Here is a 26,619-nt window from a genome sequence, read left to right as displayed (position 1 = left end):
TGCCCAAGGCGCACCGGCCGGGCATGCCACTCGGCGGGAAAAGCCCCGTCCCAGACAACGTAGGTGGCTCCCCTACGGCGGTGCGTTCGCCGTGGCCGCCCAGTCGTTTCGCGGAGGTGATCACGGCGGAACCGGCGGCGGTCACGGCGAGGCCGCCCAGTACACCGGTGCCAGCAAGGTCAGCACCAGGCCGATCACCTGCCATGCCGCGTACGGGCCGGTCGTCGTGCCGTCCGGCTGTACGTCACGATGCTGGTCCCAGCCCAGCCAGGCGGCCCACGTCGCGAGCGACAGCGCCGCCAGCGCGAGGATCGGCAGCAGTTGGGATACGGGTTTCATGAGTCCTTGACGCATGTCCCCAGCGTCGGCGGCTCACCCCGGCACCGCCCAGAGCGCAGCTACTCAGCTCCGCACGAGTACACCCGAGTACGAGGAGACGGGTGTCGCATTGTCCTGAAAGCCGGGCGGACGCGATGGTTCCGGCCGGATCTTGTCACCGGGGTGTCACAGGTGTTCGGGCGAGCGAACCGGCTGTGCGGTGGCTGTGTCTCGTTCGGCACAGGGGGCGGCGAGGGCCGGGATCCTCTGCGATCCGCATCGGGGGAGATCATGCAGTACAGGAACGGCATCCGTAGAAGCGTGTTGATGGCCATGGCCGCAGCCTCGGCCGCCCTGGTGATGACCGCGTGCCAGCCCGATGACGGCGGAGCGGGCACGGACGACTCGTCCTCCGGCGCGCCGAGCGCCTCGGCCTCCAAGTCGTCCTCCACTTCGCCCACTTCCGGTGCCACCGATCCCAGCACCACGGATCCCAGTGCCACGGATCCCGCCACGGACGATCCTTCCTCGACGCCATCCTCGGAGCCGTCCTCTGAGCCGTCGACGGCTCCTTCGACGAGCGACTCCTCCGGCACCACGTGTGCGGACACCAGCCTGGAGCTGTCCGCTTATCAGGCCGCCGATCGCCCGGTCGGGACGGGGACCGGAGCGGCGATCATCGAGATCACCAACACCTCCGGCCAGGAGTGCGTCCTGAACGGGCACCCGACGGTTGCAGGGGCCGGCAACGGATCCCCCGACCACAACACCCCGTTGACGGTGACGCCCACCGGATCGGCGTCGCCCGTTCACGTCGCCCCGGGCGGCAAGGCCTGGGTGAAGCTGACGTTCGTCCAGGTCCAGGGCGAGGGCGACGGCTACTGCAAGTCCGGCGCGGACCCGTCCTCGTTCCCGACCCTGGTGATCGGCCTGCCCGGTTCCGGAGCGCACCAGGTCGCCCTGGACGACGGCGTGTTCGCGGAGTGCGACAACACGGTGAGCGCCACCGCGGTCACCGCGACCAAGCCTTCCTGACCCGCGAGGCCGAGGGCCCCGGACCGATCACGGTCCGGGGCCCTCGTCATCCCATGCCTCCCATTGGCCACATCAGGCGACATCTCCTGCAAAAGGAGCTCCGAACAGCGCTGACCACGGCATTCTGAGCCCACGAAGGGGGGACGTATGCGGGACTTACGGGTGTGGGGTGCGGGAGCGGCCCTGGTGGGATGTGCGCTGCTGGCCGCGTGCGGAGGCAGTGCCGGTACAGGTGGGGGGAACGATTCAGCCGGGCGGTACACCGCCGGTCCCGACGGTGGCGGCCGGTACACCGCGGGTCCCAGCGACGGCGTCGAGCCGAGCGGCGGGCAGACCAGGACGGCCACCGGCACCGAGGATCCCTATCCCGGAGCGTCGGGGAAGCGGCACAAGCAAGGGGTCGGCTGGGTGTCGCTCTATCCGGTCGACAGCGAGAGTCCCTCGGGGAGTGAGACGCCGAGCCCTCCCGGGATTTCGTCCCCCGACGACTCGCCCACTGCGGAGGACTCCTCCTCCGCCACGCTCCAGGCCGCACCGGCGTATCCGAGCGTTCTCTACCTCTGGTTCGACGCCCTGGCCCACAAGGACTGCCCCAACGTCCTTACAGGAGAAGGCGGTTCGGAAGGAACGCTGGTGAGCGGCCTGCACGCCGTCTGCCCTGCCGTGCTGCCGGACGGCCACGCCGACTGGGGCACCGGCGAAGCCGCGTACGACGAACTGGCGACGGCCGGCGGGGTTCCCGACGGCGACTGCGCGGACCAGTCCGCCTACCGGCTGCTCAAGACCCTCGTCGAGCTGCACCGCACGTACCCGAACGCGGACTTCTACGTCGACGACGCCGACAGTGGCGGACTCAGCTGCCCGGACCAGCCGTGACCGCCGTATCCCAGCCACGGCGCGCCGACGACGAACCGCCACCCAGCCCGAGCGCCCCACCGGAACCGGAGCCACCGCCACAACCAGAGCCACCATCACCACCACAACCAGAGCCACAACCGGCACCACCTCCCACCCCCGTCCGCGCCGCCCTCCTCCAGGCCGGTGCCCTCGTCGGTGCCCATCTCTCCCTGATCGCGGCCCTGTTGTTCTACTTCGGCTGGATACGCAGCAAGGCGCAGGCGGAGTATCTGGGGTTTGCCGAGGCGCATCTCGACGCTTCTCTGACGTTGTACGTACTCGGCAGTGTTCCGGCCCTCTTCGAGCCGCTCCTCTACGCCACCGCGGTGGCTCTTCTCTGGCGTATCGGTGATCCCCGGCTGGTGCTCGCGCTGAAGGCGCGTCCGCGGGTGCGCGGGCGGGTGTGTCTGGCGCTCGCGGCGTCGCCGGTGATCGTGCCGGTCGTCGCCTGGGGGCTGGTCCTGGTCACCTCGCGCGGCTGGTGGGAACTGATGCAGCCGCTGTCCCTCACGGCAGGGGTGCTGCTCGGCTGCTACGGGGGTTCCCTCTGGTCCCGCACCGGTGCCGAGGAGTCCGGGACCGAGCAGCCGGGGCGCCGGCTGTGGACGAGTTCGGCCTCGCTCTACGCGGGGGCCCTGGTCGTCGTCCTGGTCTTCTGGACCGTGGGGCGGTTCGCCACCGTCGAGGGCCGGGGAGCCGCCGAGCAGTTCGTGAAGGGAATGGGCGACCAGCCGGACGTCGTGGTCTACAGCGCGAAGGATCTCCGGATCAACGCACCGGGGGTGCGGACCACCGTGTACCGGAGCACCGGCGAGTACCGCTACCGGTATCAGGGGCTGAAGTTGTACGCGTACTCGGGAGGCAAGCTCTTCCTGCTTCCGGCCGGCTGGACCTACGACCGGTCACGGGTCATCGTGCTGGCGGAGGGCGACGGCATCCGCGTCGAGTACGCGGCTCCCTGACGGTGCGACAGCAACAGGGGTGCGAGCGTGCATCCCGCGACCGCGCAGGACACGACCGCCACGATCATCAGGCCAAGGGCCAGGCTCACCCCGAAGCCGACCACGCCGAGCGTGGCGACGACGCACGCGGTGCGGCGCAGAGCGCCGTGCGGAGAGCTGTCACCCTCGCTCCAGGCCGAGTTGAGGAGCCCGCGCGGGCGCCAGTACATCACCATCGCGCCTACGACGCCGAGGCTCATGACGACGATCACGGGCACCGGCATGTGGCCTTCGCGGAAGGCGCCCAGCCTGCCGTCGGCCGCCTGTCCGACGCCGATGACCAGAAAGATCAGCCCCACCAGGGCGAAGAGCCCACCGCCGGCGCGGAAGACCTTCATGTTGGGCACCCGGCTGCGGCGTTCGGCCTGCCAGAGGGCCAGGCGGTAGGCCGCGCCGCGGAAGTCGGTGAGGATCACCGAACCGAAGACCGTGGCGGTCAGGCCCCAGACGACGTCGAAGGCCCCCGAATCACCGCTCTCCCTGCCACCGTCGGCCAGAAAGTCGCGCCCGCCGGCCAACAGGCCACCCCCGTCGGCCAACAGGCCACCTCCGGACAGCAACGCGTACATCCGTGTCTCCCCGCCCCTCACTCGTCCCCGGGCGGCGATGTTAGACCCATGTTCGAGCGCCCGACCCGCGGTGTTCGGGCTACGGCCGCTCGCCGGACGTTTCTTGACGAATTCCTGACGCGGCCCACGCATCCAGCCGCCCCCGTACGCGGTCATCATCTGTGTCTCAATCGGCACCCCGTAGGGGAAGTCTTGACAAGGGAAGTGAAGTGCCCATGGAAGGCACCGTGTTCGCGGTCGTGGCTGTGGTCGGCCTGGCCCTGCTCGTGCTGCGCAGTGGGATGCGGGTCGTCAATCAGGTGGACCGCGGGGTCGTGTTCCGGCTGGGGAAGGCGCAGCCGGACTACCGGCAGCCCGGCGTCACCTTCCTGATCCCGTTCGTCGACCGGATGCGCAAGGTGAACGTGCAGGTCGCGACCCTGCTGATCCCCACTCAGGAAGGGATCACCCGGGACAACGTCTCGGTGAAGGTGGACGCCGTCGTGTACTTCCGCGTCACCGACCCCGTCCAGGCCGCGATCGAGGTCCAGGACTACGTCTTCGCCGTCGGCCAGGTCGCCCAGTCCTCGCTGCGCTCGATCATCGGCAAGAGCGACCTGGACGACCTGCTCTCGGACCGCGAACGGCTGCACGAGGGGCTGGCGTTGATGATCGACAGCCCGGCGGCGGGCTGGGGTGTCCACATCGACCGCGTCGAGATCAAGGACGTACAACTGCCGGAGTCCCTCAAGCGGTCCATGTCCCGGCAGGCCGAGGCCGAGCGGGAGCGGCGGGCCCGGGTCATCACCGCGGACGGCGAGTTCCAGGCCGCGCAGCAGCTCGCCAACGCCTCGCGGATCATGTCCGACACCCCGGAGGCGATGCAGCTGCGGCTCCTGCAGACCGTGGTCGAGGTCGCCGCCGAGAAGAACTCCACCCTCGTCATGCCGTTCCCGGTGGAGCTTCTGCGCTACTTCGACCGGGCCGCCCGCAGTTTCGGCAACGGTGACGAGGCGAGCGGCGGCAAGGACGTGCGGACACCGGAGGTTCCGGCACAGGCGGTCGAGGCGTCCGAAGTGCCCGAAGCGCTGGAACCGGCGGCGGTCGCGGAGCCGGAAGCGCCCGGCACCGCCGCCTGAATCCTGACGCCTCTGAACCCTGACGCCCCTGACCTCTGACACGCCTGACCCCGGACCCCATCTGGTCCGGGGTCGTGCCGTGCCCCTCTTCGCCCTCTTCCGGCAACCTCTGCCCTCACCTCTCCCTAGGTGATACCTTCGCGAAGGAATTTTTTACGACGGCATCAACTCACCGCCACCCAAGGAGAGTTCTCATGACCGCATCCGCCCGGACAGCGGAGGTCAGCCATCCCCACCCGCCAATGGTCGACCCGCCCCGGAGCCCGCACACCGTCCTCGCCGCCGCGCTGCTCGCCTTCTTCGTCATCTCCCTCGACGGCTCGGTCGTCAACGTGGCGCTCCCCGCCGTCTCCGGCAGCCTGCGCGGTTCGATGGCGGACCTGCAGTGGATCGTCGACGGCTACACGCTGATGTTCGCGGCCTTCATGCTGTCCGCCGGTACGTTCTCCGACCGGGTCGGTGCCGGGCGGGCGTACGCCTGGGGACTCGCGGTGTTCACGGTGGCCTCGTTGGCGTGCGGTGTGGCGCCCGACCTGGGCACGCTGATCGGGGCCCGGATGGTGCAGGGCGGTGCCGCCGCGCTGATGGTGCCCGCGTCGCTCGCACTGATCCGGCAGAACTACGCCGACCCCGGCAAGCGGGCGCGGGCCATCGCGATCTGGACGGCGGCCGGCTCCGTCGCCGTGGCCATCGGTCCGGTCGTCGGCGGCCTGCTCACCAGCGGTCTGAGCTGGCGCGCCGTGTTCTACCTGAACCTCCCGGTGGGCGCGGTCGGCCTCGCCCTGCTGACCCGGATCGCCCCGTCCCCGCGCCGCCCGGCCCCGGTCGACCTGCTCGGGCAGTTCTCCGTGGTGCTGGGCCTGGCCGGGCTGACGTACGCCGTGATCGAGGGCGGCCGGGCGGGCTGGGGCAGTGCGGGGGTGCTGGGCACGCTGGTGGTGGCCGCGGCCGCTGCCGCGCTCTTCGTCACCACGCAGTCGCGCCGCGAGCAGCCGATGGTTCCACTGAGCCTCTTCAAGTCCCGTACGGTGCTGGTCTGTCTGGCGGCCGGCTTCACCATGAACGCGGTGTTCTACGGCGCGATCTTCCTGCTCGGCATGTACTTCCAGCAGGTGCGGGGCGCGTCCCCGGTCGGCGCCGGCGCGATGTTCATCCCGATGTGCGCGCTGATCTCCGTCGTCAACATGGCGGGCGTCAGGCTGGCCGCCCGCAAGGGCGCCCGGGTGCCGATGGCGATCGGTCAACTGATCATGGCGGGCGGAGCGTTGCTGATGCTCACGGTCACCCCGCACACCTCGCTCGTCGTCCCGGTGCTCCTCCTCGTTCCGATCGGCCTGGGCGGCGGCCTCGCCGTGCCGTCGCTGACCGCCGCGATCCTGGAGAACGTCGACGCCGCACGGGCGGGCACCGCGGCCGCGGTCCTCAACACCTCGCGCCAGGTGGGCAGTTGCCTCGCGGTGGCGGCGTTCGGCGCGCTGATCGCCGACACCTCCCGCTTCCGGCACGGCATGGACACCAGCTTCGTGATCAGCGTCGCGATGCTGCTCGTGACGGCCACCGCCACGGCACTGCTGCTGCCACGGGCGCCCCGTAAGACGGTCGGTCAGAACCCGTCCGGCGGATGACGGGACAGGGCCGGGGGAAGAAAAGCACAGGGCAGGACAGCACAGGGCAGGACAGGGCAGGACCGGCCCGCGGATCGCGCGGGCCGGAGCCAGTCCTGAAGTCAACGCTCCCGTAGTCAGTGCTACCGGGAGTCGGTCCCACCCGTAGTCGGACCTACCGGGACAGCACGCCCGCGAGAACCGTCCGGCAGACCGCGTGCAGTTCGGTCTCCAGGTCCATCTGCGCGCCCGGCTGAGCCCACCGGTAGAGCGTGCCGAGGTACACGTCGCGCAGGATGTAGCCGGCGAGGCGCGGCTCCACGGCGTCGAGGACCTCGCCGCGCTTGCGGCCCGCGTCGACGAACTCGGCGAACATCGTGCTGACGTAGGGCTGCTCGTACAGCGGGAAGCCCGCCTTGACCCAGGCCGCGAGCATGGCCCGCGTCCGGGCGCTGTCGCGCTGGCTGATCTCCGCGAGGAGGCTCATGCAGTGCAGCAGGGTCTGCTGGGTGCCGTCCCCGGGGGCGAGCGCCGCGGCGGCGAGACCTCCGCGCAGCTGGTCGCGACGGTCCTCCCCCCAGGCCGCGATGAGGTCTTCCTTGCGCTGGAAGTGGTTGAAGAAGGTGCCTCGCGCCACGTCCGCCGCTTCAGTGATCTCGTCCACCGTGGTCTGGTCGTAGCCCTGGCGCGTGAAGAGCTCCAGTGCGGCGTCGTAGATGCGGTTGCGCACCCTCAGCTTGTTGCGTTCGCGCCGTCCCGTTGGGGGTGGCGCCGTGGTGGTCTGTGTGTCGCCCATGTCCTGACTCCTGTCGCCCACGATGCCGTACCTGCCGGTTCCTGAACCCTGGCGGCATCGGCGTTCGACGTCGTGGGACGGGGCGGAGCCCGTGTCGTCCCCGGGTGGGCAAAGGTGGACCGAAAGTGTCGGCATTCCCTACACGTGTATCACGATCTATCAATGAGTGGTAGTTCACCTTTAGTCTTCCGCGAGGGCCGGGCGGACAGAAGCGGATCAATCCGTTCCGCCCGGCCCCACGCAGGTCAGCTGCTTGCGGGTGCGTCAACCAAGGACGCGGCAAGCGTCTTCAAATTGTCCTTCCCGAGGAGCCGGGACAGCGGTATGTCACGGCCCAGCTCACCGCGGACCCGCCCCCGCAGCTGTACGGCGGAGAGGGAGTCGAATCCGTAGTCCCCCAGTCGTCTGCGTACGTCGATACGCGCGGCGTCCATGCCCAGCAGCTCGGCGACGATCTGGAGGAACCTCGGGGTGAGGTCGTCGAGGTCGTCCTCAGCCGTGCCGCCGACAGGCTGGGCCGCCGGGGCCACCGGCTCCTGGGCGGGCACCACGGCCGCCTCCCGTTCCTGGGCGGGCACGGTGGCCGCCACCGCCTCCCGCGGTGCCGGAACGACCACCACCTGCGGCTCCAGGGCCTTGCGCAGCCCGCCCAGGAGCCGCCCGGGTATGTGCGGTATCTGGGATATCAGCGGCAGCTGATCGCGTATCCGGGAGATCTGCGTCAGGACCGAGCGCACGGACGCGCCACCGATGCCGCCGCCGAACCCGGTGCTGCCGCTGCCGCCGCCGAGCCGCTCCAGTCGTATGCCTTCGAACTGCGCGAGCACGCTCCCCTGTCGGTCGATGACGGCGGCGTCGACGATGGCCGCCGCGCCGGCCTCCTCGATGTCCAGGATGGTGTGCAGCCAGAACTCCTCCGGCAGGTCGCCATGGAAGCTCACCCGGCCGAACTCCGCCGCCCGGTAGGCCGATTCGCCCGGAAGCGAGGCGGGCAGCGCCGCGAAGAGCGAGAGCAGTGCGGCCTCCCACCCGGCCTGTGCCGAGACGTCCGGGCGGTGCAGGAGGGCGACGGACTCGCCGTCCCGGCGCCAGATGTGGCGGACGGCGCGCATCGCGGGGCTCGGCTCGTAGCCGCGCCGGCCCAGTCCCTCGAAGAACTCCTCCGGGGTCTGGTGGGCGACGCACCGGCCCAGCGCCGCGTCGAGCCGGTCGCGGCCGGACGGCAGGGGCTCCGGCGGCGCGGTGCGCACGGTCGCCGTAAGGCAGGGGGTGCCCGGCGTGTCCGGTCCGGCGCCCACGGTGTGGACCTCGGCCGAGTGCACGGCGGTCTGCTCCGACGCGCCCGCCGCCGCCCCCTCCTTCTCCTCCGTCCGCACCCGCAGGGTCAGTCGGCCACCCGGCGGGATCTCCACCAGCTCGTCCGCGAGACGGATGTCCTCAATGGTCACGGTGGCGGCGTCGGCCGTGCGGAACACCTCGCGCAGCGTGGCGAGTTGGACGGCCGGCGGCACCGGGGTCAGCCCCCGCAGCCGTACGGCCGCCCCGTTCAGGTCGGTGACGAGGTCCACGGTGCGGTGGCGCGCGGCGGACCGGACGAGGGGCCTCGTACGGCGCAGCGGCTCCGTCTCCCACGGGTAGGCGGGCAGTCGGACGCGGCGGGCCGGGCCACGGAACCAGCGCTGCCAGTCGACGGAGCCGCCGAGGGTGAAGAAGGCGCCGAGGGAGCGGGCGAGGGTCAGCGCCTCGTCGGGACGGCGCCGGTCGGTGGAGGCGACGACGGCCGTCGGGCAGCCCGCGTCGGCGAGGGTGTCCTCGATCGCGCCCACCAGCACGGGGTGCGGGCTCATCTCGACGAAGACGTTCTCCGCCTCCTTCACCAGGTAGCGGACGCTGTCGAGGAACCGTACGGGCCTGCGCAGGTTGTCCATCCAGTACTGGGCGTCGAGTTCGGGGCCTTCCAGGAAGGTGCCCAGCACGCTGGAGAGCATCGCAACGGCGCCGGTCGCCGGTCGCAGGTCGGAGAGCCGCTTCAGCAGGTCGTCGCGCAGCGGGTCCATGAAGGGGGAGTGCGAGGCGACGTTGACCTGGACGAGGCGGTGGAAGACGCCCTCGCGCTCGAGCCGTCGGCCGACGCGCCGCAGGGCGTCCGTCTCGCCTGCCAGGATCGAGGAGGTGGGCGCGTTCTGCGCGGCCACGCACACGCCGCCGCCCTCCTGGGCCGCGACGTCCTCGGCCTGCTCGGCGGAGAGCTCCACGACCATCATCGCGCCCTGGCCTGCGACGCGTTGCATGAGAGCGCTGCGGCGGCAGATCACCGCGGCGGCGTCCGCGTGGGTGAGTGTGCCCGCCACGGCGGCGGCCGCTGTCTCCCCCATGCTGTGGCCGAGGCACACGTCGGGGTCGACGCCCATGTCGCGCCACACCGCCGCCAGTGCCACCTCGGCCGCCCAGAGCACGGGCTGTACGGTGCCGACCTGGTCGGGGAAGGGGTCTTCTGCGGCGGCCAGTACGTCCTCGACGGACCAGCCGGTCTCCTCGCGCACGAGGGTGTCGCAGGCGGCCAGCGCCCGGGCGTAGGCGGGGGACGCGGCCTTCAGGGACCGGCCCATGCCGGACCACTGCGAGCCCTGCCCGGGGAAGACGAACACCGCCCGGCGCGGGCCGTCGAACCCGGCCTCGCCCAGCCCGCCGTTGTCCGTCGGCCGGTCCTCCGCGAGCGCGCGCAGGGCTTCGGTCAGCTCGTCGTGGTCGGCTCCGGTGGCCCACAGCCGATACGGGTGGGCCTCCCGGTTCTGGGCCGCGGCGGCGCAGACGTCCCACAGCGCGAGGTCGCGGCCCGGGGCGCCCGGCGCGAGGAAGTCCGCGTACGCGCCCGCGAGCCGGTGCAGGGCGGCGCTGCTGTGGGCGCTGAGGACGAGCAGGTGGGCGGGGCGGCCCTCGGGCAGTTCGGTGCGGCCCCGGGCCGGTTCGGCGGGCCGGGCCGGGGGCGCGGCGACCACCACGTGGGCGTTGGTGCCGGAGAGCCCGAAGGAGCTGACGCCGACCAGGGCGCCCTCGCGTGCGGGGTCCAACTCCTCGTTGCGGGTGACCACTTCGAGGGGGCTCGCCTCGTCCGCGAGCAGCGGCTGCGGGTCGGTCAGGTGCAGGGACGCCGGTATGAGCCGGTGCCGGGTGACGAGTACGGCCTTGATGAGCCCGGCGATACCGGCCGCCGCCTCGGCGTGGCCGATGTTGGACTTCACCGAGCCGATCTTCAGCCGCCCGCGGGTGGGCCGGTTGCCCCGCACCACCTCGGCGAGGGCCTCCAGTTCGACCCCGTCGCCCACCGGGGTGCCGGTGCCGTGGGCCTCGACGTAGTCCATCTCGTCGGGGTGCACTCCGGCGTTGCGCCAGGCCTCGCTGATCATCATCTTCTGGCCGTCGACCGCGGGCTTGATCAGGGAGCCGCTGCCGCGTCCGTCGTTGGTGACGGAGCTGCCGGGCAGTAAGGCGAGGATCTCGTCGCCGGCCTCCTCGGCGTCGCGCAGCCGCTTGAGGACGACGACTCCCACGCCCTCGCTGCGGACGAAGCCGTTGGCCTTGGTGTCACCGAACGCGCAGCGTCCGTCCGGGGACAGCATGTCCGCGGAGGAGAAGGCGATGGCGTCCTGCGGCGAGAGGATGACGTTGGCCCCGCCCGCGATGGCCAGGTCGGTCTCCCCCGCCAGCAGGCTCTGGCGTGCCATGTGGACGGCCACCAGCGAGGAGGAGCACGCGGTGTCGACCATCACGCTCGGGCCGCGCAGGTCGAGGTCGTAGGAGACGCGGCCCGACGCCATCGCCCGGAAGTGGCTGCCGGTCGCGTCCCGCAGCGAGTGCTTGTCCAGTTCGGCGCCGTGCGCGTAGTCGGCGGTGGCCTGGCCCATGAAGACACCCGCGTTGCTGCCCGCGATGGCGGGGGCCGGGATGCCCGCCGCGTCGAGTGCCTCGCGCACGACCAGCAGCAGAAGCCTGTGCTGCGGGTCGATGCTGGCGCCCTCGGCCGGCGAGATGCCGAAGAAGGCGGTGTCGAAGGAGAAGGCGTCCGGCAGGAAGCCGCCGTGCCGTGACGCCGTACGTCCGGGCGTCTTCGGTGTTCCCGAGTAGTGCGGCGTGATGTCGAAGCGCTCGGGTGGTACCGGAGTCACCGAGTCGACGTTCCCCACCAGGTTGGACCAGTACTCCTCGACGTTTCCGGCCTGCGGAAACCTGCACGCCATCGCTACGACCGCGATCGACGTGTCCTCCCCGAGTCCTGCACCCATACGAATGAGCCCCCCTCTGAGGTCTGGGTTCAACGTTTCAACGCGTAAGCGAGCCTAGTCTAAAAATAAACTGGAGGACAAGTATGCCCTGGAGTTACATACACATCCTGAACGCTGGTACGAATCTTGGCCCGCGATTTAAAGTCGTACTCTGGACCAAGAAGGTACTACGGTACTAGTCTGCTTCCACGCCCCGGCTTCCGCCGAGGCCGTGCACGAGCTGGAGGGGTGAGCTCTGATGGTTCCGCTGGTTCCGCACACGTCCGAGGTGAGACGGCCGACAGGACAGGGGGCCGCCGCGCTGTCGCTGCTGCCCGAGCTGGTGCGGCGTGCGGCGCGCGTCCCCTCGCTGGCCGCCAAGTACGCGCCTCATGCCGCCGGGGACTTACCGGTGCTCACCGACCTTCCGGTGCTGACCCAGCCGGAACTGGCCCTTGCCACGAAGGAGGTTCTGACCCTCGGGCACCCGAGCGGCTCGGCCCAGCTGTGGGCCGACGGCGGCACCCTCGACTCGCCCGCGCTGACCCTGCTGCCGGAGGGGATGTTCGCCCCGCAGATCCGCCGGGCCTGGCGCCCGCTGGGTCCCACGGACGTCCTCGCCAATCTGCATCCGCCCGGCAAGCTGCGGCCCGACCACTACTTCTACAACCGGTTCGCCGTCGAGTCGGGAGCGACGACGCTCGCCTTCGGACGGCTGCCGGACGGATCGCACGACGACTGGCTGGACTTCTTCGCCCGGCACAACGTCACCGCGCTGGCGGCGCCTCCGGAGACGCTGCGCCGATTGCTGGGCAGTACGGCGGCCGGCCGGCCGGTGCCGTGGCTGCGCACCCTGCTGCTGGGCGGGGCGACGCACGACACCACCGCGGACGCGCAGATCGCCGAGTGCTTCCCGTACACGGAGGTCTGGCGCCTCTACGGGTCACCGAGTGCCTGGGTGACCGGGCATCGCGGGCCGCAGTGCCTGGCGGACGTCTATCACCCGCTGCCGCACCAGCATGTGGAGATCGTCGACGGCCGGCTGCGGGTGACGACGCTCGACCTGTCCAGGAACCCGCCGCTGATCCGCTACCAGACAGAGGACCGGGGCGAGTTCGCGTACTGCACCTGCGGGCTGCCCGGGCCGGCGGTCCGGGTGTTCGGCCCCTCGTCGCCGTTCTTCCGCTTCCACGGCCGTGCCGTCTCCGCCAGGGAACTGGTCGAGCTGGCCACCGCCGTCGAGGGGGTCGCCGCCGCGCAGGTGGTGGTGAGCGGGGAGCAGCGGATCCAGCTGAGGGTGCGGCTGGCCGCCGGGGTGCCCGACGACCACCACACCCACGCCTGGATCAGGTTCCGGGTGCTGGAGAGCCATCTCTCCCTCGCGGCCTGCGTCATCGAACAGCCGGATCTGTTCGAGGTGGTCGCGGTGGACGACGTGGACGCCACCGAGGCCGTCCTGGTGTCCGAGGAGTACTGAACGCCCCTGAAGCACCGGGTCACGGCCGCACCCATCTGCCGAGCCCCACTGAGCCACCTGAGGAAACAACCGTAGGTACGAGAGGAATTGTCATGTCCGAGCAGCTCACTTCCCGACAGGACGCGGTCACCGCACAGGCCGAGGACGAGATCCTCGTCGCGGTGCGTGCGGTGGCGCCCGAACTCGACGAGATGATCAAGGCCGAACCGCTCCCGGAGGGCTGGCTGCCGGGATGGGACGTGGCCGGGGTGGTGCTCCGGGGCGCCCCCGAGGGATTCAGCCCGATGCCGGGAGACCGGATCGTGGGGGTGGCGACGGGCCGGCAGTGGTCCTCGTGCATGGCGCTGCCCTCCGAGTACGCCGTGGTCCTTCCCGACCACGTGAGCTTCGAGCAGGCGGCGGCACTGCGGGTGGCGGTGCTGACCGCGCTGCGGCTGGTGCGCAGCGCCGGGCCGCTCTCCGGTCGCCGGGTCATGGTCACCGGCGCCGACCAGGGCATAGGCCGGCTGCTGGTGGAGCTGGCCGGGGCGCTGGGCGCCGAGGTGACCGCGGTGGTGCGGGAGGCGGCGCAGGTCGCGCTGGTCGAGCGCCTGGGCGCGGCCCGCGTGGTCACGGAACTCGACGGCGTCACCGACTCCTTCGACGTCATCTACGAAGCAGCCGCGGGCGACCTGATCGCGGCCGGGATGGGTCTGGCGGCGGACAGCGCGACGGTGTTCCTCTACGAGAGCTTCGCCCCGCACGCCGCCGACATCAGCTTCTTCCGGTTCTTCGGCGGCCCGGAGCAGGCCGGTCTGCGGCACTTCGTCTTCCGTACGGCCACCCCGGAGGACCGCGAACTCGCGCAGCTGCTCGACCTGTTGACCACGGGCGAGCTGTCTCTGGGCGCCGTCGCCACGGCGGCGCCTACCGCGGCCTGACCTCGGCCTGACCTCGGTCTTCGAAGCCCCGGCGCAATGAAAGAGGGGGTGCGGCCCACGGGCCGCACCCCCTCTTCGCCGTCTCCCGGATCATCCGGCGGCGGTCACCGGCCCCAGCCACTCGGTGAGTTCGGCGCGCAGCAGGGCCAGGTCGCCCTGGTGACCGTGCGCGGCGATGTGGCCGTCCGGCCTGACCAGGTAGTAGCCCTGCTGCCGGCACCCCGTCTCGGAGCGGGCGGAACCGGCGGACAGATGCACGGTCCGCACCTCGGGCCATGCCTCGGTCAACCCGCGCACCTGCTCGCGCCAGGCGGCCGCCTCGCCCCGGCACACCACGGCGAGGGTCCAGCCGAGCGGCTCGGCGCGCGGCCCGGCGAACCCGTTGGGGGCGGCCAGTTCGCGCGGGAAGACCGCGCCGACGCTCAGGCCGCCGGGCAGCCGCGAGCGGAGCCGGCACGCGGAGCGGTCGCCCGGCAGCTGGCTGGCGCGGACGGCCGGATACGCCAGGCGGCGGCCCGCCATGACGGGGGCGTACAGCCGGAAGAGGCCGGTGCGTTCGGCCGTACGGAACGCGGCGTCGCGGGCCTTGACCGCCAGCGAGCCGCGCACCATCCAGCCGCGGGTCTGGATGTCGGTGTCGCGGACCACGCGCCGGGCCACGGCGGCCCGTTCGGGTCCGTAGGTGAGCAACAGCCGGGAAGGAGCCCTGCCTTGGAGTACGGCGGCGATCTTCCACGCCAGGTTGTGGGCGTCCTGCATGCCCGTGTTGAGCCCCTGGCCGCCCGCGGGACTGTGCACGTGCGCCGCGTCGCCGGCTATGAAGACCCGGCCGAGCTGGAAGTCGCTGGCGTGCCGGGCGTGGATGCGGAACTCCGACTCCCAGACCGGGTTGGTGAGCGTGACACCACGGGGGCCCCGCTCGTCGACGATCTTCTGCATCTTCTCGACGCTGACCTTCTCCCCCGGGGCCATGCTGGAGAAGAACCGGTAGATGCCGCCCGGCAGCGCGACCACGACCAGCGCGCCCGCGGCCGACTGGTAGTACAGCGCCTGGTCCGGCGGCAGGTACCCCTTGATCTCCGCGTCGACCAGGGCGAACGCACTCTCGTAGGTGCTGCCGGAGAAGCCGCTGCCCAGCTGGCCGCGGACCGCGCTGCCCGCCCCGTCGGTGCCGATGACGAAGGCCGCCCGGGTGCGCTCGACGCGGCCGTCGGAGTGCTCCAGTACGGCGGTCACCCCGTCGACGCCGTCGATGCGCCCGGAGAAGTCCAGCCCGTCGAAGGTGAGCAGCCGTACTCCGCGCTCCACCTTGCCGCCCAGTGCGCGCAGCCGGTCGCGCAGGATGCGCTCGGTCTCGTTCTGCGGCAGGCACAGCGGGCTGAGCGACTGCGGGAAGTCGAAGCTCGCCAGCCGCCGCCGCTCGGTGAAGTAGCTGAACGCGTTGATCTGGACGCCGGTGCCGCGCAGTTCGGAGAGGACTCCGAGGTCTTCGAAGAGGTCGATGCTGCGCGGCCAGACCAGCAGCGCCTTGGGGAAGGGCGAGGGTTCGGGGGCGCGGTCGACGATGCGCACGCGCACGCCCCGTCGCAGCAGTTCGCAGGCCGCCATCATCCCGGTCGGCCCCGCTCCCACGATCAGTACGTCGTACGGATTCGCCAGAGCCTTTTCCTGTGCCGGTTGCGCGGTGTTCGGCATGGAGCTCCTCCATCTCTCATGGACGCTCGGTGACTTGACGCTCATTGACGACAGCCATCAGATGTCTTACGGTACTTCGAGATCTTACATTAGGTCGCACGCCGAGAACAGCGGAAGAAAGAGGGGTCATGACCACCCAGACCGAGACCCGGACGACAGCGCCCGAGCGCCGGGAGGACACGGGCTCGCTCAGCGTGATGATCGCGGTCGCGCTGGCCAGCGTGCTGCTCCCCCTTGCCATCACCGCCCCCGCGGTGGCCATGCCCGACCTCACCATCGACCTCGACTCCACGGTGGCCGGCGGCCAGTGGGTGCAGAACGCGTACGGGGTGACGTTCGCGGCCTGCATGCTGGCGGCCGGCACCCTCGCCGACCAGTTCGGCCGCCGCCGCATCCTGGCGATCGGCACCGTCGTCTTCATGGCCATGTCGGTCGTCGCCGCGCTGTCCACCGACATCCTGGTCCTCGACATCGCGCGCGCCCTGCAGGGCATCGGCGCGGCCGGCGTGCTCACCAGCGGCGCCGCGATCCTGGCCGCCTCCTTCACCGGACGCAGGCGCACCCAGGCCTTCGGCGTCCTCGGCACCGCCTTCGGGGCCGGGCTGGCGCTCGGGCCCGTGCTCGGCGGGGCGCTCGTCGGCCTGGCCGGCTGGCGCGGGGTGTTCTGGATCAACGTCCTCGTGGGCGCCGTGGCCCTCGTTCTGATGCCGCGCATCAAGGAGTCGCGCGACCCGAACGCCACCCGGGTGGACTGGCCCGGTCTCGCCACCTTCAGCGCCGGCCTCTTCCTGCTCGCGCTCGGTTTCGTCGAGGGCGGCGAACGCGGCTGGGGGCACCCGGCGACCCTCGGCTCACTCGTGGGCTTCGTGCTGTTCATGGCGGCGTTCGTGGTGATCGAACAGCGGGTGGAGCGGCCCATGTTCGACCTGTCGCTGTTCCGCAACGCCACCTTCGTGGTGGTGGTCTGCCAGCCGTTCACCATCACCTTCGGCTTCGTGGTGCTGCTGAACTTCCTGCCGCCGTACTTCAAGGGCGTCGGAGGCTACTCCAGCACCGAGTCGGGGCTGCTGCTGATGCCGCTGATGCTGCCGATCTTCGTGCTGCCGCTGCTGATCGGCAAGCTCGTCGCGGACCGGGTCACCCCGCGCATGCTGCTGACGGTCAGCTCGCTGCTGATCGCCGTCGGCTCGCTGTGGATGGTCGTCCTGGAGCCCGGTCAGTCCTGGACCACCGTGGTGGCGCCGCTGCTGATCTTCGGCCTCGGGGTCGGCTCGGCGTTCGGGGCGATGGACAACGCCGCCGTCAGCGTCGTACCCGTCGAACGGGCGGGCATGGCGTCGGGCATCTTCAACACCATGCGGATCGCGGGCGAGACCGTGGCCGTCGCCGCGGCGGGCGGATTCCTGTCCTCCTACACCCGCGGTGAACTCCTCGACCGCGCACCGCAGTTCGTGGACCAGGCGCCCCGTCTCGCCGGCGAGGCCACCCAGGGCCGGGTCGACGCCGCGCTCGCCACCGTCTCCCCGGCGCGGCGGCCCGAGGCGCTGGACGCGGTGGCGCACAGCCTGACCTCCAGCCTGCACGTGTCGTTCATCGCGCTGGCCGTGCTCGCGGCGGCCGGCGCCATCACCACGTTCCTCGTCGTCAAGGACAAGGAACTGGCGGACGCGGCGAACTGACGCCCGCCGCCCCACAGCGGGGAGCGCCCGGTCATCCCCCCGTCCCGGGCGCTCCCTCTTCCCCCTTCTCCCCTCGCTCCCCCGATCCCCCGATCCCCTCGATCCCCCTCCCCCCACTCCCTCTGCACCCCCTCAACTCCCCCACGCAGCAAGCCAGTTCAACACCCAACCCCAACCGAAAGCAGGAGAAGATGCGTTACCGCTACCTCGGCGACACCGGCCTGTCCGTCTCCGAACTGTGCTTCGGCGCCATGACGTTCGGCGGCGGCGCCAGCTTCCTCGGAAACGCCGAGCGCAACTGGTCGGAGTTCGGCACGGTCGACGACCAGAACGTGCTGCGGATGATGGACCAGGCCCTCGACGCCGGCATCAACTTCTTCGACACCGCCGACGTCTACAAGAACGGCATGGGCGAGGAGTTCTTCGGCCGGACCCTGCAGAAGGTGCGCGACCGCGTCATCATCGGCACCAAGGGCCGTTGGAGGATCACCGACGACCCCAACGACATCGGTGCCACCCGCCACCACCTGAACGCGGCGGTCAACGACAGCCTGCGGCGCCTGAACACCGACTACATCGACATCTACCACATCCACGGTTTCGACCCGCGTACGTCCCTGGACGAGACCCTGCGCACGCTCGACGACCTGATCCGGTCCGGCAAGATCCGCTACATCGGCGTCTCCAACTTCGCCGGCTGGCAGCTGATGAAGGCGCTCTCCGTCTCCGAGCGCCGCAACCTCAACCGCTTCGTCTGCTACCAGGGTTACTACAACATCGGCGCCCGCGACCTGGAGCACGAGATCATCCCGCTCGCCGTCGACCAGAAGGTCGGCGTCACCGCCTGGTCCCCGCTCGCCGGCGGCTTCCTCACCGGCAAGTACCGGCGCGGCGAGGGCCGCCCCGAGGGCAGCCGCCTCTCGCAGCTCACGCCCGCCGAGTCGGCTCCGCTGACCAACGAGGACCAGGCGTACGACATCGTCGACGAGATGGCCCGGGTCGCCGAGGAGCGCGGTGCGACCATCGCGCAGGTCGCCCTGAACTGGGTGCTCGCCAAGCCCGGCATCACCTCCGCCGTGGTCGGCGCGACCAAGCCGCACCAGCTCGACGACAACCTCAAGGCCATGGAGTGGACGCTCTCCGCCGACGAGCTGGCCCGGCTGGACAAGGTCAGCGAGACCGAGGCGCCGTACCCGTACTGGCACATCGGCACCGTGGGCGCCGACCGCAAGGAGCCGGGCGACGTGTACCCCGCCTGACCTCGCCCGACCTCTTTCCGGTATGGCAGCCCGTAGCGCCCCAGGACAGCGGCGGAGGGACGACGCTCCCGTGTCGTCCCTCCGCCCGTCTGTCGTGCCCTCCGCCCGTCCTGCCCTCTCCGCACCGACCACGAGCAGGAAATCACCACCACCACGACAGAAAGCCAGGCCATCCATGACCACTGCACCCCATGCCGCCCCCGCGGCGGTACCGCCGCTGGACTACACGCGCACCGTGGACCGTCTGCTCGTCCATCGGGACGCGCTGGGCGAAGTGTTCCTGACGGACCTGCAGCCCATCGACGAGGACCACTACGCCGCGGCCTCGCAGCTGCCCAGGTCGCACGCCTACTACGGCGACCACCTGCTGCGTCCGGGCTGCTACGACCCGCTGCTGATCCTGGAGGCGTGCCGGCAGGCCGCCCTCGCGGGCGCGCACAGCTTCTACGGTGTGCCGTCCGACAACAAGTTCATCCTCACCCACCTCAGCCTCCGCCTCGACCACCCGCAGATGGTCGTCGTGGGCTCCTCGCCGATCTCGCTCGCCTTCCGTGTGAACATCGTCAGCCGCAAGGAACGCGAGGGCCGGGTCACCGGCCTCGACTACGAGATGGACCTGATCACCGACGGCACCGTGATCGGACAGGCGTCCGTCGGGCTCCGCTTCAAGACGCCGACGGGGTATCTGACCCTGCGGCTCAACAACCGCGACGGGTTCGCGCTGCCGTCGTCCGCGACGTACCCGACCAGTACGCCCGGGACGCCCGTCGCCCCGCATCTGGTCGGCCGCGCCAACCCGGAGAACGTCGTGCTGGTCGACGCGGCGGTCACCGACAACACCGCGCAGGCGCTGCTGCGCATACCCGCCCGGCACGCCAGCCTCTTCGACCACCCGCAGGACCATCTGCCCGGCATGGTCATCGCCGAGGGCGCCCGGCAGCTCGCGCTGCTGGCCGCGCTGGACGTCCAGGGCCTGGCGACCTTCAAGACCCTCGTCACCGAGATGCGGGTGCGCTTCACGCGCTTCGGCGAGCTGGAGGACGACACGGTGCTGACCGCGTGGGTCGACAGCCCGCGGGAGACGGCCGGCGCCGTGACGCTCTACACCCTCGGCGGGACGCTCCCCGCCGAGCGGGAGTCCGGGCTGTCGACGCAGCTTCCGGTGCGCGTCGAGGCCTCGCAGAAGGGCGAGCCGCTGTGCGTGTTCGACTTCGTCCTCGCCCGGATGGCGGCGTGAGCGCCGGGGCGGCTTCGCAGGCCGTCTTCTCGGACGTGGACGAGACACTGATCCGCGTCAAGAGCATGTTCCGGTTCCTGGAGTTCTACCTGCGCTCCCGTGGCGAACCCCCGGCCACCTACGACCGGTTGACGAGTGAACTGCGGGACGCGGCGCTGCGGGGGGCGCCGCGCGGCGAGATCAACCGCAGGTACTACCGCCTCTACCGGGGCGAGGAGGCGAAACACCTCTCGCACGCCGGGCGCCGGTGGTTCACCACGGAGTGGCAGGAGCGGGCGGACGGCCTGTACGTCCCCGAGGTCGAGGAGGCGCTGGCCGCACACCAGAAGGCCGGGCAGCCCGTGGTGCTGGTCTCCGGTTCGTTCTTCGCCTGCCTCGACCCGATCGCCGAGGACGTCCGCGCCGACCAGGTGCTCGGCACCCGTCCGGTCGTCCGGCGGGGCGAGCTCACCGGGGAGGTCCTGGTGCCCATGATCGGCGCGACCAAGGGGCGGGCGGTCCGCATCGCGGCGGCCCTGCGCGGCTTCGACCTGGCCCGCAGTTCCGCGTACGGCGACCACATCAGCGACGTCCCGATGCTGGAGGCCGTGGGCCGCCCGGTGGCGGTCGGCGACGACGAGGAACTCACCGCCCACGCCCGACGCTCGGGCTGGTCCCGCATGCTGACCCGGGCCCCCCGCGGATGACCGGGCTCCGGTTGTCCACGCGCAGCGCGGTCGTGGCCGGGCTCGTGCTGCGGCGGCGTGCGGTCCGTGTCGTCCGGGGGGTCGGGCGGCGGTCGGAAACATCTGCGGGTCGCGTCCGGCGGCCCGCCTTGGAAGGGGAGGTTCTTTCATGACTCGTATCGGCATTCTGGCCACCGGCTCCTACCTGCCCAGCACGGTCGTCACTAATGAGGAGATCGCGCGCGGGGCGGGCGTGACCGACGAATGGATCGTGCGCAAGACCGGCATACGGGAACGTCGGCGCGCCGACGACCGTGACGCCACCTCGGACCTGGCCGCCCGCGCCGCCCGTGCGGCGCTGGAACAGGCCGGGGTCCGGGCCGAGGACGTGGCGTACATCGTGCTCGCCACCTCCACGCCCGACCACCCGCAGCCGGCGACGGCGAGCATCGTCCAGCACCTGATCGGCGCGGTGAACGCCGCGGCGTTCGACATCAACGCGGTGTGCAGCGGTTTCGTGTACGCCACCACGGTGGCCGAGCGCCTGCTGAGGGCGGCCGGCGAGGGAAGGTACGCACTGGTCATCGGCGCCGACATCTACTCCCGCATCCTCGACTACTCCGACCGCAAGACCGCCATCCTCTTCGGCGACGGTGCGGGCGCGGTCCTGCTGGGCGGCGTCCCGGACACCTGCGGGATCCGGGAGACCAGCCTGCTCACCCGCGGCGACCAGTACCGGCTCATCAGCGTGCCGGCCGGCGGCAGCCGGATGCCCGCCACCGAGCACACCCTCGACGAGGGCGCGCACTACTTCCGGATGGACGGGCGCGGTGTGCGCTCCTTCGTGCAGGAGAACCTCCCCGAGGCGCTGCACGAACTGCTCGACCGGGCCGGCGTGGACCGTGATCACGTACAGCACTTCGTGCCGCACCAGGCCAACGGCGTGATGCTCGGCGAGGTGTGGCCGGCCCTCGGTATGCCCTCGGCGACGATGCACCTGGCGCTGGAGCTGTACGGGAACACGGGCTCGGCGTCGGTGCCGGTGACCCTCGACATCGCGCATCGGCAGGGCGAGTTCGCCGACGGGGACACCGTGCTGATGGCGGGCTTCGGCGGCGGGATGACGGTGGGCGCGATCCTGACGCAGTGGGCCCCGACGGCGTACGCCCGGGACGGCGAGCAGGACGAGCAGCGCGTGCTGGCGGCCCGGTGAACGGCCACGAGATGAGTGGCGGGGACGATCCGGAACTGGCGGCACTCATCCGCAGGCATGTGGCGGCCCGCCGCCGCACCAACCTCCGCCGGGCGACGGAACGTTCCCTCCAGTCCTGGCTGCTGGGCACCGCCCCGGCCGAGTCGGCACCGCCGCGCACCCCCGGCCGACGCGGCTGAGGCCGACAGCGCGACGACCGACGTAGAAGAGCCGGTGTCCCCCCTGAGGCAACAGGGGGGACACCGGCTTTTCCGAGCCGAGCAGGTAACTCAGTAGATGCCGAACATCCGCACCGGGCCCGCGAAGCCGCCCTTGTGCTTCATCAGGCCGATGACGGCCATCGCGCCGGATTCCGGCAGCTGGTCCACGTTCGCCATCCACTCGATGCCGTAGTGGCCGGTGGGCAGCAGGTACTTGTGGGCCCGCGGGTCGATGTAGTTGTTGGCCCCCGAGTCGAGGCTCGGGCTGTCGGTGGCCACGCCCACGATGTTGCGGCTGGAGGCGAGGAACTCGGCGGCGTCCCAGCCGATGCCGGGGAAGTGGGGCTTGCCGTCCGCGTCCCGGTTGAAGATGCGCTCCGGGTCGTTGATGCGCGAGGACCAGCCGCAGTCCATCGCGACCACGGCGCCGTCCGGGATACGGCCGTGGCGGCTCTCCCACTTGCGCAGGTCGTCGTAGGTGAGCAGGGCGTCGAGGTCCTTCTCCGTGCGGTCGGTGATACGGACGACCACGAGCGGCGCTATCAGGCTCTCGGCGGGGATCTCGTCGGTGGCGAGCTGGCCGTTGTCGAAGTGCTTCGGGCCGTCCATGTGCGTGCCGCTGTGCTCGTCCATCGTGATGATGAGGGTGTTGTAGCCCTCCTTCTCGACGGACGCGACCTGCGTGAACTTCGGCGGCTCGACGAAGGGGCGGAAGACCGGGAAGTCCTCGCCCCAGGCGTGGCTCATGTCCACGATGCGGCGGCCGGCGCCGAACAGCTTCTTCGCTCCGGCGACGGGTGAGGAGGCGGAGGCCGGCTTGGCGTCCAGCAGGCCCATGCCGGTCACCGCGGCGCCCAGCGCCCCGGCGAGACCGAACATCCGGCGTCGGCTGGGCCCGGCCGCCGCCGCCGCGCGGCGCACCTCACCGACGGACTGCACGCTCTCCTCGGGGTTGCACGCCTTGTGGGCGTGGATCAGGTCGTGGTCCTCCGTGTACGTGTCGCCGTACACGGCCTTCATCACCCAGGTTCCGCACACGTTGCTCTCCTTCGGCGGGGTTGGCGGGATCGGCTGCGCCGGGCTGGGCCCGGCTGTACGATCTCATGTAATCATAAGAGATCTGATAGACATAAGGCATCGTTGAAATTGGGAGGGTTGCCATGACCGACGTCCTTGCCCCGCCGAGCACCTCACGACCGGCCGTACGCGCCGCGACCAGGGCTTCACTGGGCTTCGGCCCGGCCCTGGTGACCGCCGTCGCCTATGTCGATCCGGGAAACGTCGCGATCAACTTCAGCGCCGGTTCCGGGTACGGATACGCGCTGCTGTGGGTCGTCGTCGCGGCGGGCGCGTCCGCCGGAGTGATCCAGTACCTGTCGGCCAAGCTCGGCGCCTGCACCGGGCGTTCGCTCACCCAGTCCGTGGGAGCGGCGCTCGGCCGGCGCGCCCGGCTCGCCTACTGGGCCCAGGCGGAGCTCGTGGCCGCCGCCACCGACGTCGCCGAGGTGGTCGGCGGGGCGGTCGCCCTGCACCTGCTGTTCGGCCTGCCCCTGTGGATCGGGGCGGTCGCCACCGCCGTGGCCTCCTCGGTCCTGCTCCGGCTGCGCACCGCACGCGGCGGCAACGCGTTCGCCGTGGCCGTCACCGCCGCCCTGGCGCTGATCGCCTGCGGGTTCATCGGCTGCATGGTCGCCGCCGGACCCTCGGCGACCGGCATGGCCTCGGGGCTGCGCCCCCTGCTGCCGGACGGCCAGGCCCTGCTCCTCGCGTCCGGCATCTTCGGCGCGACCGTCATGCCGCACGCGGTCTACGTCCACTCGGCGCTGAGCCGCGACAGCGCGGACACCCTGGGCGGGCCGGCGGGCGGACTGCCCGGAGACCTGATCAGCGGCACGGGCCGAATCCGGGAGACGCTGTCGGTGACCCGCTCCGGCGTGGTCTTCGCGATGCTGCTCGCCGGAACCGTCAACGCCGCCCTGCTGATCATGGCGGCGGCCCTGCCGCACGGCGGACCCCAGGAGCTGGAGGAGATCCACGGCACCGTCGGCACCCTGCTCGGTGCCGCTCCCGCGCTCGCGCTGGCCCTCGCCCTGCTGTTCTCCGGGCTCGCGTCCACGGCGGTCGGCACGCACGCGGGCGACATCGCCATGAAGGATCTCCTGCGCCGCCGCGTACCGGCGTGGGTGCGGCGGCTGGCGGCGCTGGCACCCGCGGTGCTTCTGCTCGTCGTCGGCGTGGACACCACGCGGCTGCTGGTGCTCTCCCAGGTGGGACTGTCCGTGGGCATCCCGTTCGCACTCGTCCCGCTCATCGTCTTCACCTCCCGCCGCTCCCTGATGGGCTCGGCGGTCAACCATCGCGCCACCACCGTCGCGGCCTCGGCCGTCGCGGCGACCGCGATCGTGATCAACGGCGTACTGCTGGTCCAACTGGCGTTCTGAGAGCGGAACTTGACAGGCGGAAGGGGGCGGCGGGCAGATGCCCACCGCCCCCTTCCGCCTGTCTGTCACACAGTGGCGGGGTCCGCGACGCGCGTGCCGCGCAGCAGCCAGGTGGGGCCCTCCGCCCAGCCGCCGACGGCCTCGAAGAACTTGGCGAAGTGCTCGCCCTCGCAGTGGGCGTCGAACGCGGCCTCGTCGTCGTAGGCCTCGTACAGGTAGAAGCGGTTGGGGTCCTCGGCGTCGGTGATCAGGTCGAAGGCGCGGGTGCCCGGCTCGTCGGCGGTCGAGCGGCGCCCGTCCTCCAGAGCGGCGGCGACGAACTCGTCACGCCGGTCCGCGGGGACGATGAAGGAGACGGCGACGGTGTACACGGGAGACCTACCTCTTCTTGTCGGTTGTTCTTGTCGGTTGTTCTTGCCAGTCGGGTCTTTGAGTACGGCGGTGTACGTCAGTCGCGGGCGACGCCGTCGCGGCGGGCACGGTCGGCGACGGCCGCAGCCACCGCCGGGGCGACGCGGGCGTCGAACGGGCTGGGCACGACGAGGTCGGCGCTGAGGTCGTCGCCGACGACGGCGGCGATGGCGTCCGCGGCGGCGAGCTTCATGCCCTCGGTGACGGTGGTGGCCCGCACGTCGAGGGCGCCGCGGAAGATGCCGGGGAACGCGAGGACGTTGTTGATCTGGTTGGGGTAGTCGCTGCGCCCGGTGGCCACCACGCGCGCGTGCCGCCCGGCGATCGCGGGGTCCACCTCAGGAGTGGGGTTGGAGAGCGCGAAGACGATCGCGTCCTCGGCCATCCCGGCGAGGGCCGCCTCGCCGATGGTCGCCCCGGACAGGCCGATGAACACGTCGGCGCCGCGCAGCGCCTCCTCCACGGAGCCGGTGTGCCCGGCGCGGTTGCTGTCCCGCGCCATCGCCGCCTTGTACGGGTTCAGGTCGTCGCGGCCGGCGTGCAGCAGTCCCTTGCTGTCGCCGACGGCGAGGTCCTTGATGCCGGCCTCCAGCAGGATCCGGCTGACGGCGAGCCCCGAGGCCCCGGCCCCGGCCACCACGGCACGCAGGTCACCGAGTGAACGCCCGGTCAGGCGGGCCGCGTTGCGCAGCGCCGCCAGCACGACGACCGCGGTGCCGTGCTGGTCGTCGTGGAAGACCGGGATGTCCAGGGCGGCCCGCAGCCGGTCCTCGATCTCGAAGCACCTCGGGGCGCTGATGTCCTCCAGGTTGATGCCGCCGAAGCTGGGCGCGAGCCGTACGACGGTGTCCACCAGGTCGTCGACGTCGGTGGCGGCCAGGCAGACCGGTACGGCGTCGACGTCGGCGAACTCCTTGAACAGCAGCGCCTTGCCCTCCATGACCGGCAGGGCCGCGGCCGGGCCGATGTCGCCGAGGCCGAGCACGGCGGTGCCGTCGGAGACCACGGCGACCGTGTGCGACCGCCAGGTGTAGAGGTCCGCCAGCTCGGGACGTTCCGCGATGGCGGTGCACACCCGGGCCACACCGGGGGTGTAGGCCAGCGAGAGCTGTTCCGCGTCGTCCACCGTGACGGTGGAGCGCACGGCCAGCTTCCCGCCGCGGTGGAGCGCGAAGGCCGGGTCCTGCTCAAGGGAGTTCGGGGTGCTCGGGGTGCTCGGGAAGTTCGGAGCGCTCGCAGACATGGATACCTCGGGGTCGAGTGTGCGCACCCCTGCGGCGCGCATCCCTGATGAGTATTCGACATCAGCATTCCATAAGATGTCTTACATACGCAACGCACTGAACCCGCCCCGAGAACGAGCGAGCGCCCGGGGTCACACGGCTACACGGGGGACTACTTCCCGCCCGCGGGCTTCCAGCCCGACAGCGCCTTCGAGCAGCGGTCGAGCTGCGCCTGGAAGGTCGCCGCCTCGTCCGGCCCGAAGCAGTCGCCCAGCACCTTCTCGACCTCCGCCACCGCCTCGTCGGCGCGCCGGATCAGCGCACCGCCGGTGCGCGTGAGGCGGGCTTCGAGGATGTGGCTGTGGATCGGATGCGGGCGACGCTCGACCAGGCTGCGCCCCTCCAGCGTCGACAGCACCGACGACATGGTCTGCGGGGTGACCATGCCGCGCCGGGCCAGCGCGGCCCCGGAGAGGCCCGGCTCCAGCATGAGTGCGAGCAGTACGTTGTACTGCGGAACATTGATCTTGAACGGGCGCAGCGCCGCGTGCTTGGCAGCAGTGAGTTCCTGCTCCACACGCTTGATGCGCTGTCCCATG

22 protein-coding genes and 1 pseudogene are annotated in these 26,619 nt (G+C 71.2%); 14 read left to right on the top strand and 9 right to left on the bottom strand.

The window, feature by feature from the left end:
• Positions 1 to 147: 147 nt before the first annotated feature.
• Positions 148 to 376 (bottom strand): annotated as a pseudogene (locus tag AB5J56_RS25935) (hypothetical protein); the annotation flags it as partial.
• 233 nt (positions 377 to 609) lie between these two features.
• Between AB5J56_RS25935 and AB5J56_RS25930 the strand changes: the two are divergent.
• The 3 genes from AB5J56_RS25930 (at position 610) to AB5J56_RS25920 (ending at position 3,212) form a co-directional block, all read left to right on the top strand.
• Complete coding sequence (locus AB5J56_RS25930) at positions 610 to 1,353, top strand: DUF4232 domain-containing protein (protein WP_369235479.1); 744 nt, start codon at positions 610 to 612, stop codon at positions 1,351 to 1,353.
• A 147-nt stretch (positions 1,354 to 1,500) separates the two neighbouring features.
• Positions 1,501 to 2,229: a hypothetical protein gene (locus tag AB5J56_RS25925; protein ID WP_369235478.1), complete on the top strand. Its 729-nt coding sequence runs from the start codon at positions 1,501 to 1,503 to the stop codon at positions 2,227 to 2,229.
• A complete protein-coding gene (locus tag AB5J56_RS25920) occupies positions 2,226 to 3,212 on the top strand; it encodes a hypothetical protein (RefSeq protein ID WP_369235476.1) in 987 nt (328 codons plus the stop codon). Before AB5J56_RS25925 ends, AB5J56_RS25920 begins: the two co-directional genes overlap by 4 nt.
• On the opposite strand, the gene AB5J56_RS25915 is transcribed toward AB5J56_RS25920, so the two are convergent.
• Positions 3,143 to 3,820 (bottom strand): hypothetical protein, encoded by a 678-nt coding sequence (locus AB5J56_RS25915; protein ID WP_369235474.1) that lies wholly within the window; start codon positions 3,818 to 3,820, stop codon positions 3,143 to 3,145. The two genes, AB5J56_RS25920 and AB5J56_RS25915, sit on opposite strands and share 70 nt — an antisense overlap.
• A gap of 215 nt (positions 3,821 to 4,035) precedes the next feature.
• Between AB5J56_RS25915 and AB5J56_RS25910 the strand changes: the two genes are divergently transcribed.
• Together AB5J56_RS25910 and AB5J56_RS25905 are read left to right on the top strand one after the other, a co-directional pair.
• On the top strand, positions 4,036 to 4,938 hold the full coding sequence (locus tag AB5J56_RS25910; protein WP_369235472.1) for an SPFH domain-containing protein: 903 nt from the start codon (positions 4,036 to 4,038) through the stop codon (positions 4,936 to 4,938).
• A gap of 194 nt (positions 4,939 to 5,132) precedes the next feature.
• Positions 5,133 to 6,563 (top strand): MFS transporter, encoded by a 1,431-nt coding sequence (locus AB5J56_RS25905; protein WP_369235470.1) that lies wholly within the window; start codon positions 5,133 to 5,135, stop codon positions 6,561 to 6,563.
• Between the two features lie 154 nt (positions 6,564 to 6,717).
• Here AB5J56_RS25905 and AB5J56_RS25900 read toward each other — a convergent pair whose 3' ends face one another.
• Positions 6,718 to 7,338: a TetR/AcrR family transcriptional regulator gene (locus AB5J56_RS25900; RefSeq protein WP_369235468.1), complete on the bottom strand. Its 621-nt coding sequence runs from the start codon at positions 7,336 to 7,338 to the stop codon at positions 6,718 to 6,720.
• Positions 7,339 to 7,583: 245 nt separating this feature from the next.
• Entirely contained in the window at positions 7,584 to 11,621 is a 4,038-nt protein-coding gene (locus AB5J56_RS25895) for a type I polyketide synthase (protein ID WP_369235466.1), read from the bottom strand.
• Positions 11,622 to 11,889: 268 nt separating this feature from the next.
• On the opposite strand from AB5J56_RS25895, the gene AB5J56_RS25890 reads away from it, so the two are divergent.
• On the top strand, positions 11,890 to 13,077 hold the full coding sequence (locus tag AB5J56_RS25890) for a hypothetical protein (RefSeq protein ID WP_369235464.1): 1,188 nt from the start codon (positions 11,890 to 11,892) through the stop codon (positions 13,075 to 13,077).
• Between the two features lie 92 nt (positions 13,078 to 13,169).
• Complete coding sequence (locus AB5J56_RS25885; RefSeq protein ID WP_369235462.1) at positions 13,170 to 13,997, top strand: alcohol dehydrogenase; 828 nt, start codon at positions 13,170 to 13,172, stop codon at positions 13,995 to 13,997.
• Positions 13,998 to 14,087: 90 nt separating this feature from the next.
• On the opposite strand, the gene AB5J56_RS25880 is transcribed toward AB5J56_RS25885, so the two are convergent.
• On the bottom strand, positions 14,088 to 15,692 hold the full coding sequence (locus tag AB5J56_RS25880) for an FAD-dependent monooxygenase (RefSeq protein WP_369235460.1): 1,605 nt from the start codon (positions 15,690 to 15,692) through the stop codon (positions 14,088 to 14,090).
• A gap of 128 nt (positions 15,693 to 15,820) precedes the next feature.
• Between AB5J56_RS25880 and AB5J56_RS25875 the strand changes: the two genes are divergently transcribed.
• From AB5J56_RS25875 to AB5J56_RS25850, 6 genes are all read left to right on the top strand, one after another.
• A complete protein-coding gene (locus AB5J56_RS25875) occupies positions 15,821 to 17,371 on the top strand; it encodes an MFS transporter (RefSeq protein WP_369235458.1) in 1,551 nt (516 codons plus the stop codon).
• Positions 17,372 to 17,562: 191 nt separating this feature from the next.
• The gene (locus tag AB5J56_RS25870) at positions 17,563 to 18,630 is read left to right on the top strand and encodes an aldo/keto reductase (protein WP_369235456.1); all 1,068 of its coding nucleotides are present in this window, start codon (positions 17,563 to 17,565) and stop codon (positions 18,628 to 18,630) included.
• A gap of 175 nt (positions 18,631 to 18,805) precedes the next feature.
• Positions 18,806 to 19,867 carry a ScbA/BarX family gamma-butyrolactone biosynthesis protein gene (locus AB5J56_RS25865; RefSeq protein WP_369235454.1) on the top strand — a complete coding sequence of 354 codons (1,062 nt, stop codon included), beginning with the start codon at positions 18,806 to 18,808 and terminating at the stop codon, positions 19,865 to 19,867.
• Positions 19,864 to 20,553 (top strand): HAD family hydrolase, encoded by a 690-nt coding sequence (locus AB5J56_RS25860; protein WP_369235452.1) that lies wholly within the window; start codon positions 19,864 to 19,866, stop codon positions 20,551 to 20,553. The genes AB5J56_RS25865 and AB5J56_RS25860 overlap by 4 nt, the downstream gene beginning before the upstream one ends.
• A gap of 148 nt (positions 20,554 to 20,701) precedes the next feature.
• Positions 20,702 to 21,745 carry a 3-oxoacyl-ACP synthase III family protein gene (locus tag AB5J56_RS25855; protein ID WP_369235450.1) on the top strand — a complete coding sequence of 348 codons (1,044 nt, stop codon included), beginning with the start codon at positions 20,702 to 20,704 and terminating at the stop codon, positions 21,743 to 21,745.
• A gap of 11 nt (positions 21,746 to 21,756) precedes the next feature.
• Positions 21,757 to 21,924: a hypothetical protein gene (locus AB5J56_RS25850; RefSeq protein ID WP_369235448.1), complete on the top strand. Its 168-nt coding sequence runs from the start codon at positions 21,757 to 21,759 to the stop codon at positions 21,922 to 21,924.
• Positions 21,925 to 22,014: 90 nt separating this feature from the next.
• Here the strand turns inward: AB5J56_RS25850 and AB5J56_RS25845 are convergent, their stop codons facing one another.
• Positions 22,015 to 22,983 carry a cyclase family protein gene (locus AB5J56_RS25845; protein WP_369235446.1) on the bottom strand — a complete coding sequence of 323 codons (969 nt, stop codon included), beginning with the start codon at positions 22,981 to 22,983 and terminating at the stop codon, positions 22,015 to 22,017.
• A gap of 122 nt (positions 22,984 to 23,105) precedes the next feature.
• On the opposite strand from AB5J56_RS25845, the gene AB5J56_RS25840 reads away from it, so the two are divergent.
• Positions 23,106 to 24,386, top strand: coding sequence for an Nramp family divalent metal transporter (locus AB5J56_RS25840; protein ID WP_369235444.1), 1,281 nt, complete (start codon positions 23,106 to 23,108; stop codon positions 24,384 to 24,386).
• A 65-nt stretch (positions 24,387 to 24,451) separates the two neighbouring features.
• On the opposite strand, the gene AB5J56_RS25835 is transcribed toward AB5J56_RS25840, so the two are convergent.
• From AB5J56_RS25835 to AB5J56_RS25825, 3 genes are all read right to left on the bottom strand, one after another.
• Complete coding sequence (locus AB5J56_RS25835; protein ID WP_369235442.1) at positions 24,452 to 24,757, bottom strand: putative quinol monooxygenase; 306 nt, start codon at positions 24,755 to 24,757, stop codon at positions 24,452 to 24,454.
• A 77-nt stretch (positions 24,758 to 24,834) separates the two neighbouring features.
• Positions 24,835 to 26,040: an NADP-dependent malic enzyme gene (locus tag AB5J56_RS25830; RefSeq protein WP_369235440.1), complete on the bottom strand. Its 1,206-nt coding sequence runs from the start codon at positions 26,038 to 26,040 to the stop codon at positions 24,835 to 24,837.
• 152 nt (positions 26,041 to 26,192) lie between these two features.
• Positions 26,193 to 26,618, bottom strand: a complete 426-nt coding sequence (locus tag AB5J56_RS25825) for a MarR family winged helix-turn-helix transcriptional regulator (protein WP_369235438.1) — start codon at positions 26,616 to 26,618, stop codon at positions 26,193 to 26,195.
• Position 26,619: the final 1 nt, after the last annotated feature.

The organism is Streptomyces sp. R21 (genome assembly GCF_041051975.1).
Taxonomy (GTDB): Bacteria; Actinomycetota; Actinomycetes; order Streptomycetales; family Streptomycetaceae; genus Streptomyces.
The sequence above is the reverse complement of the archived record's forward strand: the minus strand, read 5'-3'. Positions and strand labels throughout refer to the sequence as shown.

Coding starts and splice junctions, on each gene's coding strand:
- AB5J56_RS25930 (WP_369235479.1), top strand. CDS start 610: ATGCAGTACAGGAACGGCATCCGTAGAAGCGTGTTGATGGCCATGGCC.
- AB5J56_RS25925 (WP_369235478.1), top strand. CDS start 1,501: ATGCGGGACTTACGGGTGTGGGGTGCGGGAGCGGCCCTGGTGGGATGT.
- AB5J56_RS25915 (WP_369235474.1), bottom strand. CDS start 3,820: ATGTACGCGTTGCTGTCCGGAGGTGGCCTGTTGGCCGACGGGGGTGGC.
- AB5J56_RS25910 (WP_369235472.1), top strand. CDS start 4,036: ATGGAAGGCACCGTGTTCGCGGTCGTGGCTGTGGTCGGCCTGGCCCTG.
- AB5J56_RS25905 (WP_369235470.1), top strand. CDS start 5,133: ATGACCGCATCCGCCCGGACAGCGGAGGTCAGCCATCCCCACCCGCCA.
- AB5J56_RS25900 (WP_369235468.1), bottom strand. CDS start 7,338: ATGGGCGACACACAGACCACCACGGCGCCACCCCCAACGGGACGGCGC.
- AB5J56_RS25895 (WP_369235466.1), bottom strand. CDS start 11,621: ATGGGTGCAGGACTCGGGGAGGACACGTCGATCGCGGTCGTAGCGATG.
- AB5J56_RS25885 (WP_369235462.1), top strand. CDS start 13,170: ATGTCCGAGCAGCTCACTTCCCGACAGGACGCGGTCACCGCACAGGCC.
- AB5J56_RS25880 (WP_369235460.1), bottom strand. CDS start 15,692: ATGCCGAACACCGCGCAACCGGCACAGGAAAAGGCTCTGGCGAATCCG.
- AB5J56_RS25875 (WP_369235458.1), top strand. CDS start 15,821: ATGACCACCCAGACCGAGACCCGGACGACAGCGCCCGAGCGCCGGGAG.
- AB5J56_RS25870 (WP_369235456.1), top strand. CDS start 17,563: ATGCGTTACCGCTACCTCGGCGACACCGGCCTGTCCGTCTCCGAACTG.
- AB5J56_RS25865 (WP_369235454.1), top strand. CDS start 18,806: ATGACCACTGCACCCCATGCCGCCCCCGCGGCGGTACCGCCGCTGGAC.
- AB5J56_RS25855 (WP_369235450.1), top strand. CDS start 20,702: ATGACTCGTATCGGCATTCTGGCCACCGGCTCCTACCTGCCCAGCACG.
- AB5J56_RS25850 (WP_369235448.1), top strand. CDS start 21,757: ATGAGTGGCGGGGACGATCCGGAACTGGCGGCACTCATCCGCAGGCAT.
- AB5J56_RS25840 (WP_369235444.1), top strand. CDS start 23,106: ATGACCGACGTCCTTGCCCCGCCGAGCACCTCACGACCGGCCGTACGC.
- AB5J56_RS25830 (WP_369235440.1), bottom strand. CDS start 26,040: ATGTCTGCGAGCGCTCCGAACTTCCCGAGCACCCCGAGCACCCCGAAC.
- AB5J56_RS25825 (WP_369235438.1), bottom strand. CDS start 26,618: ATGGGACAGCGCATCAAGCGTGTGGAGCAGGAACTCACTGCTGCCAAG.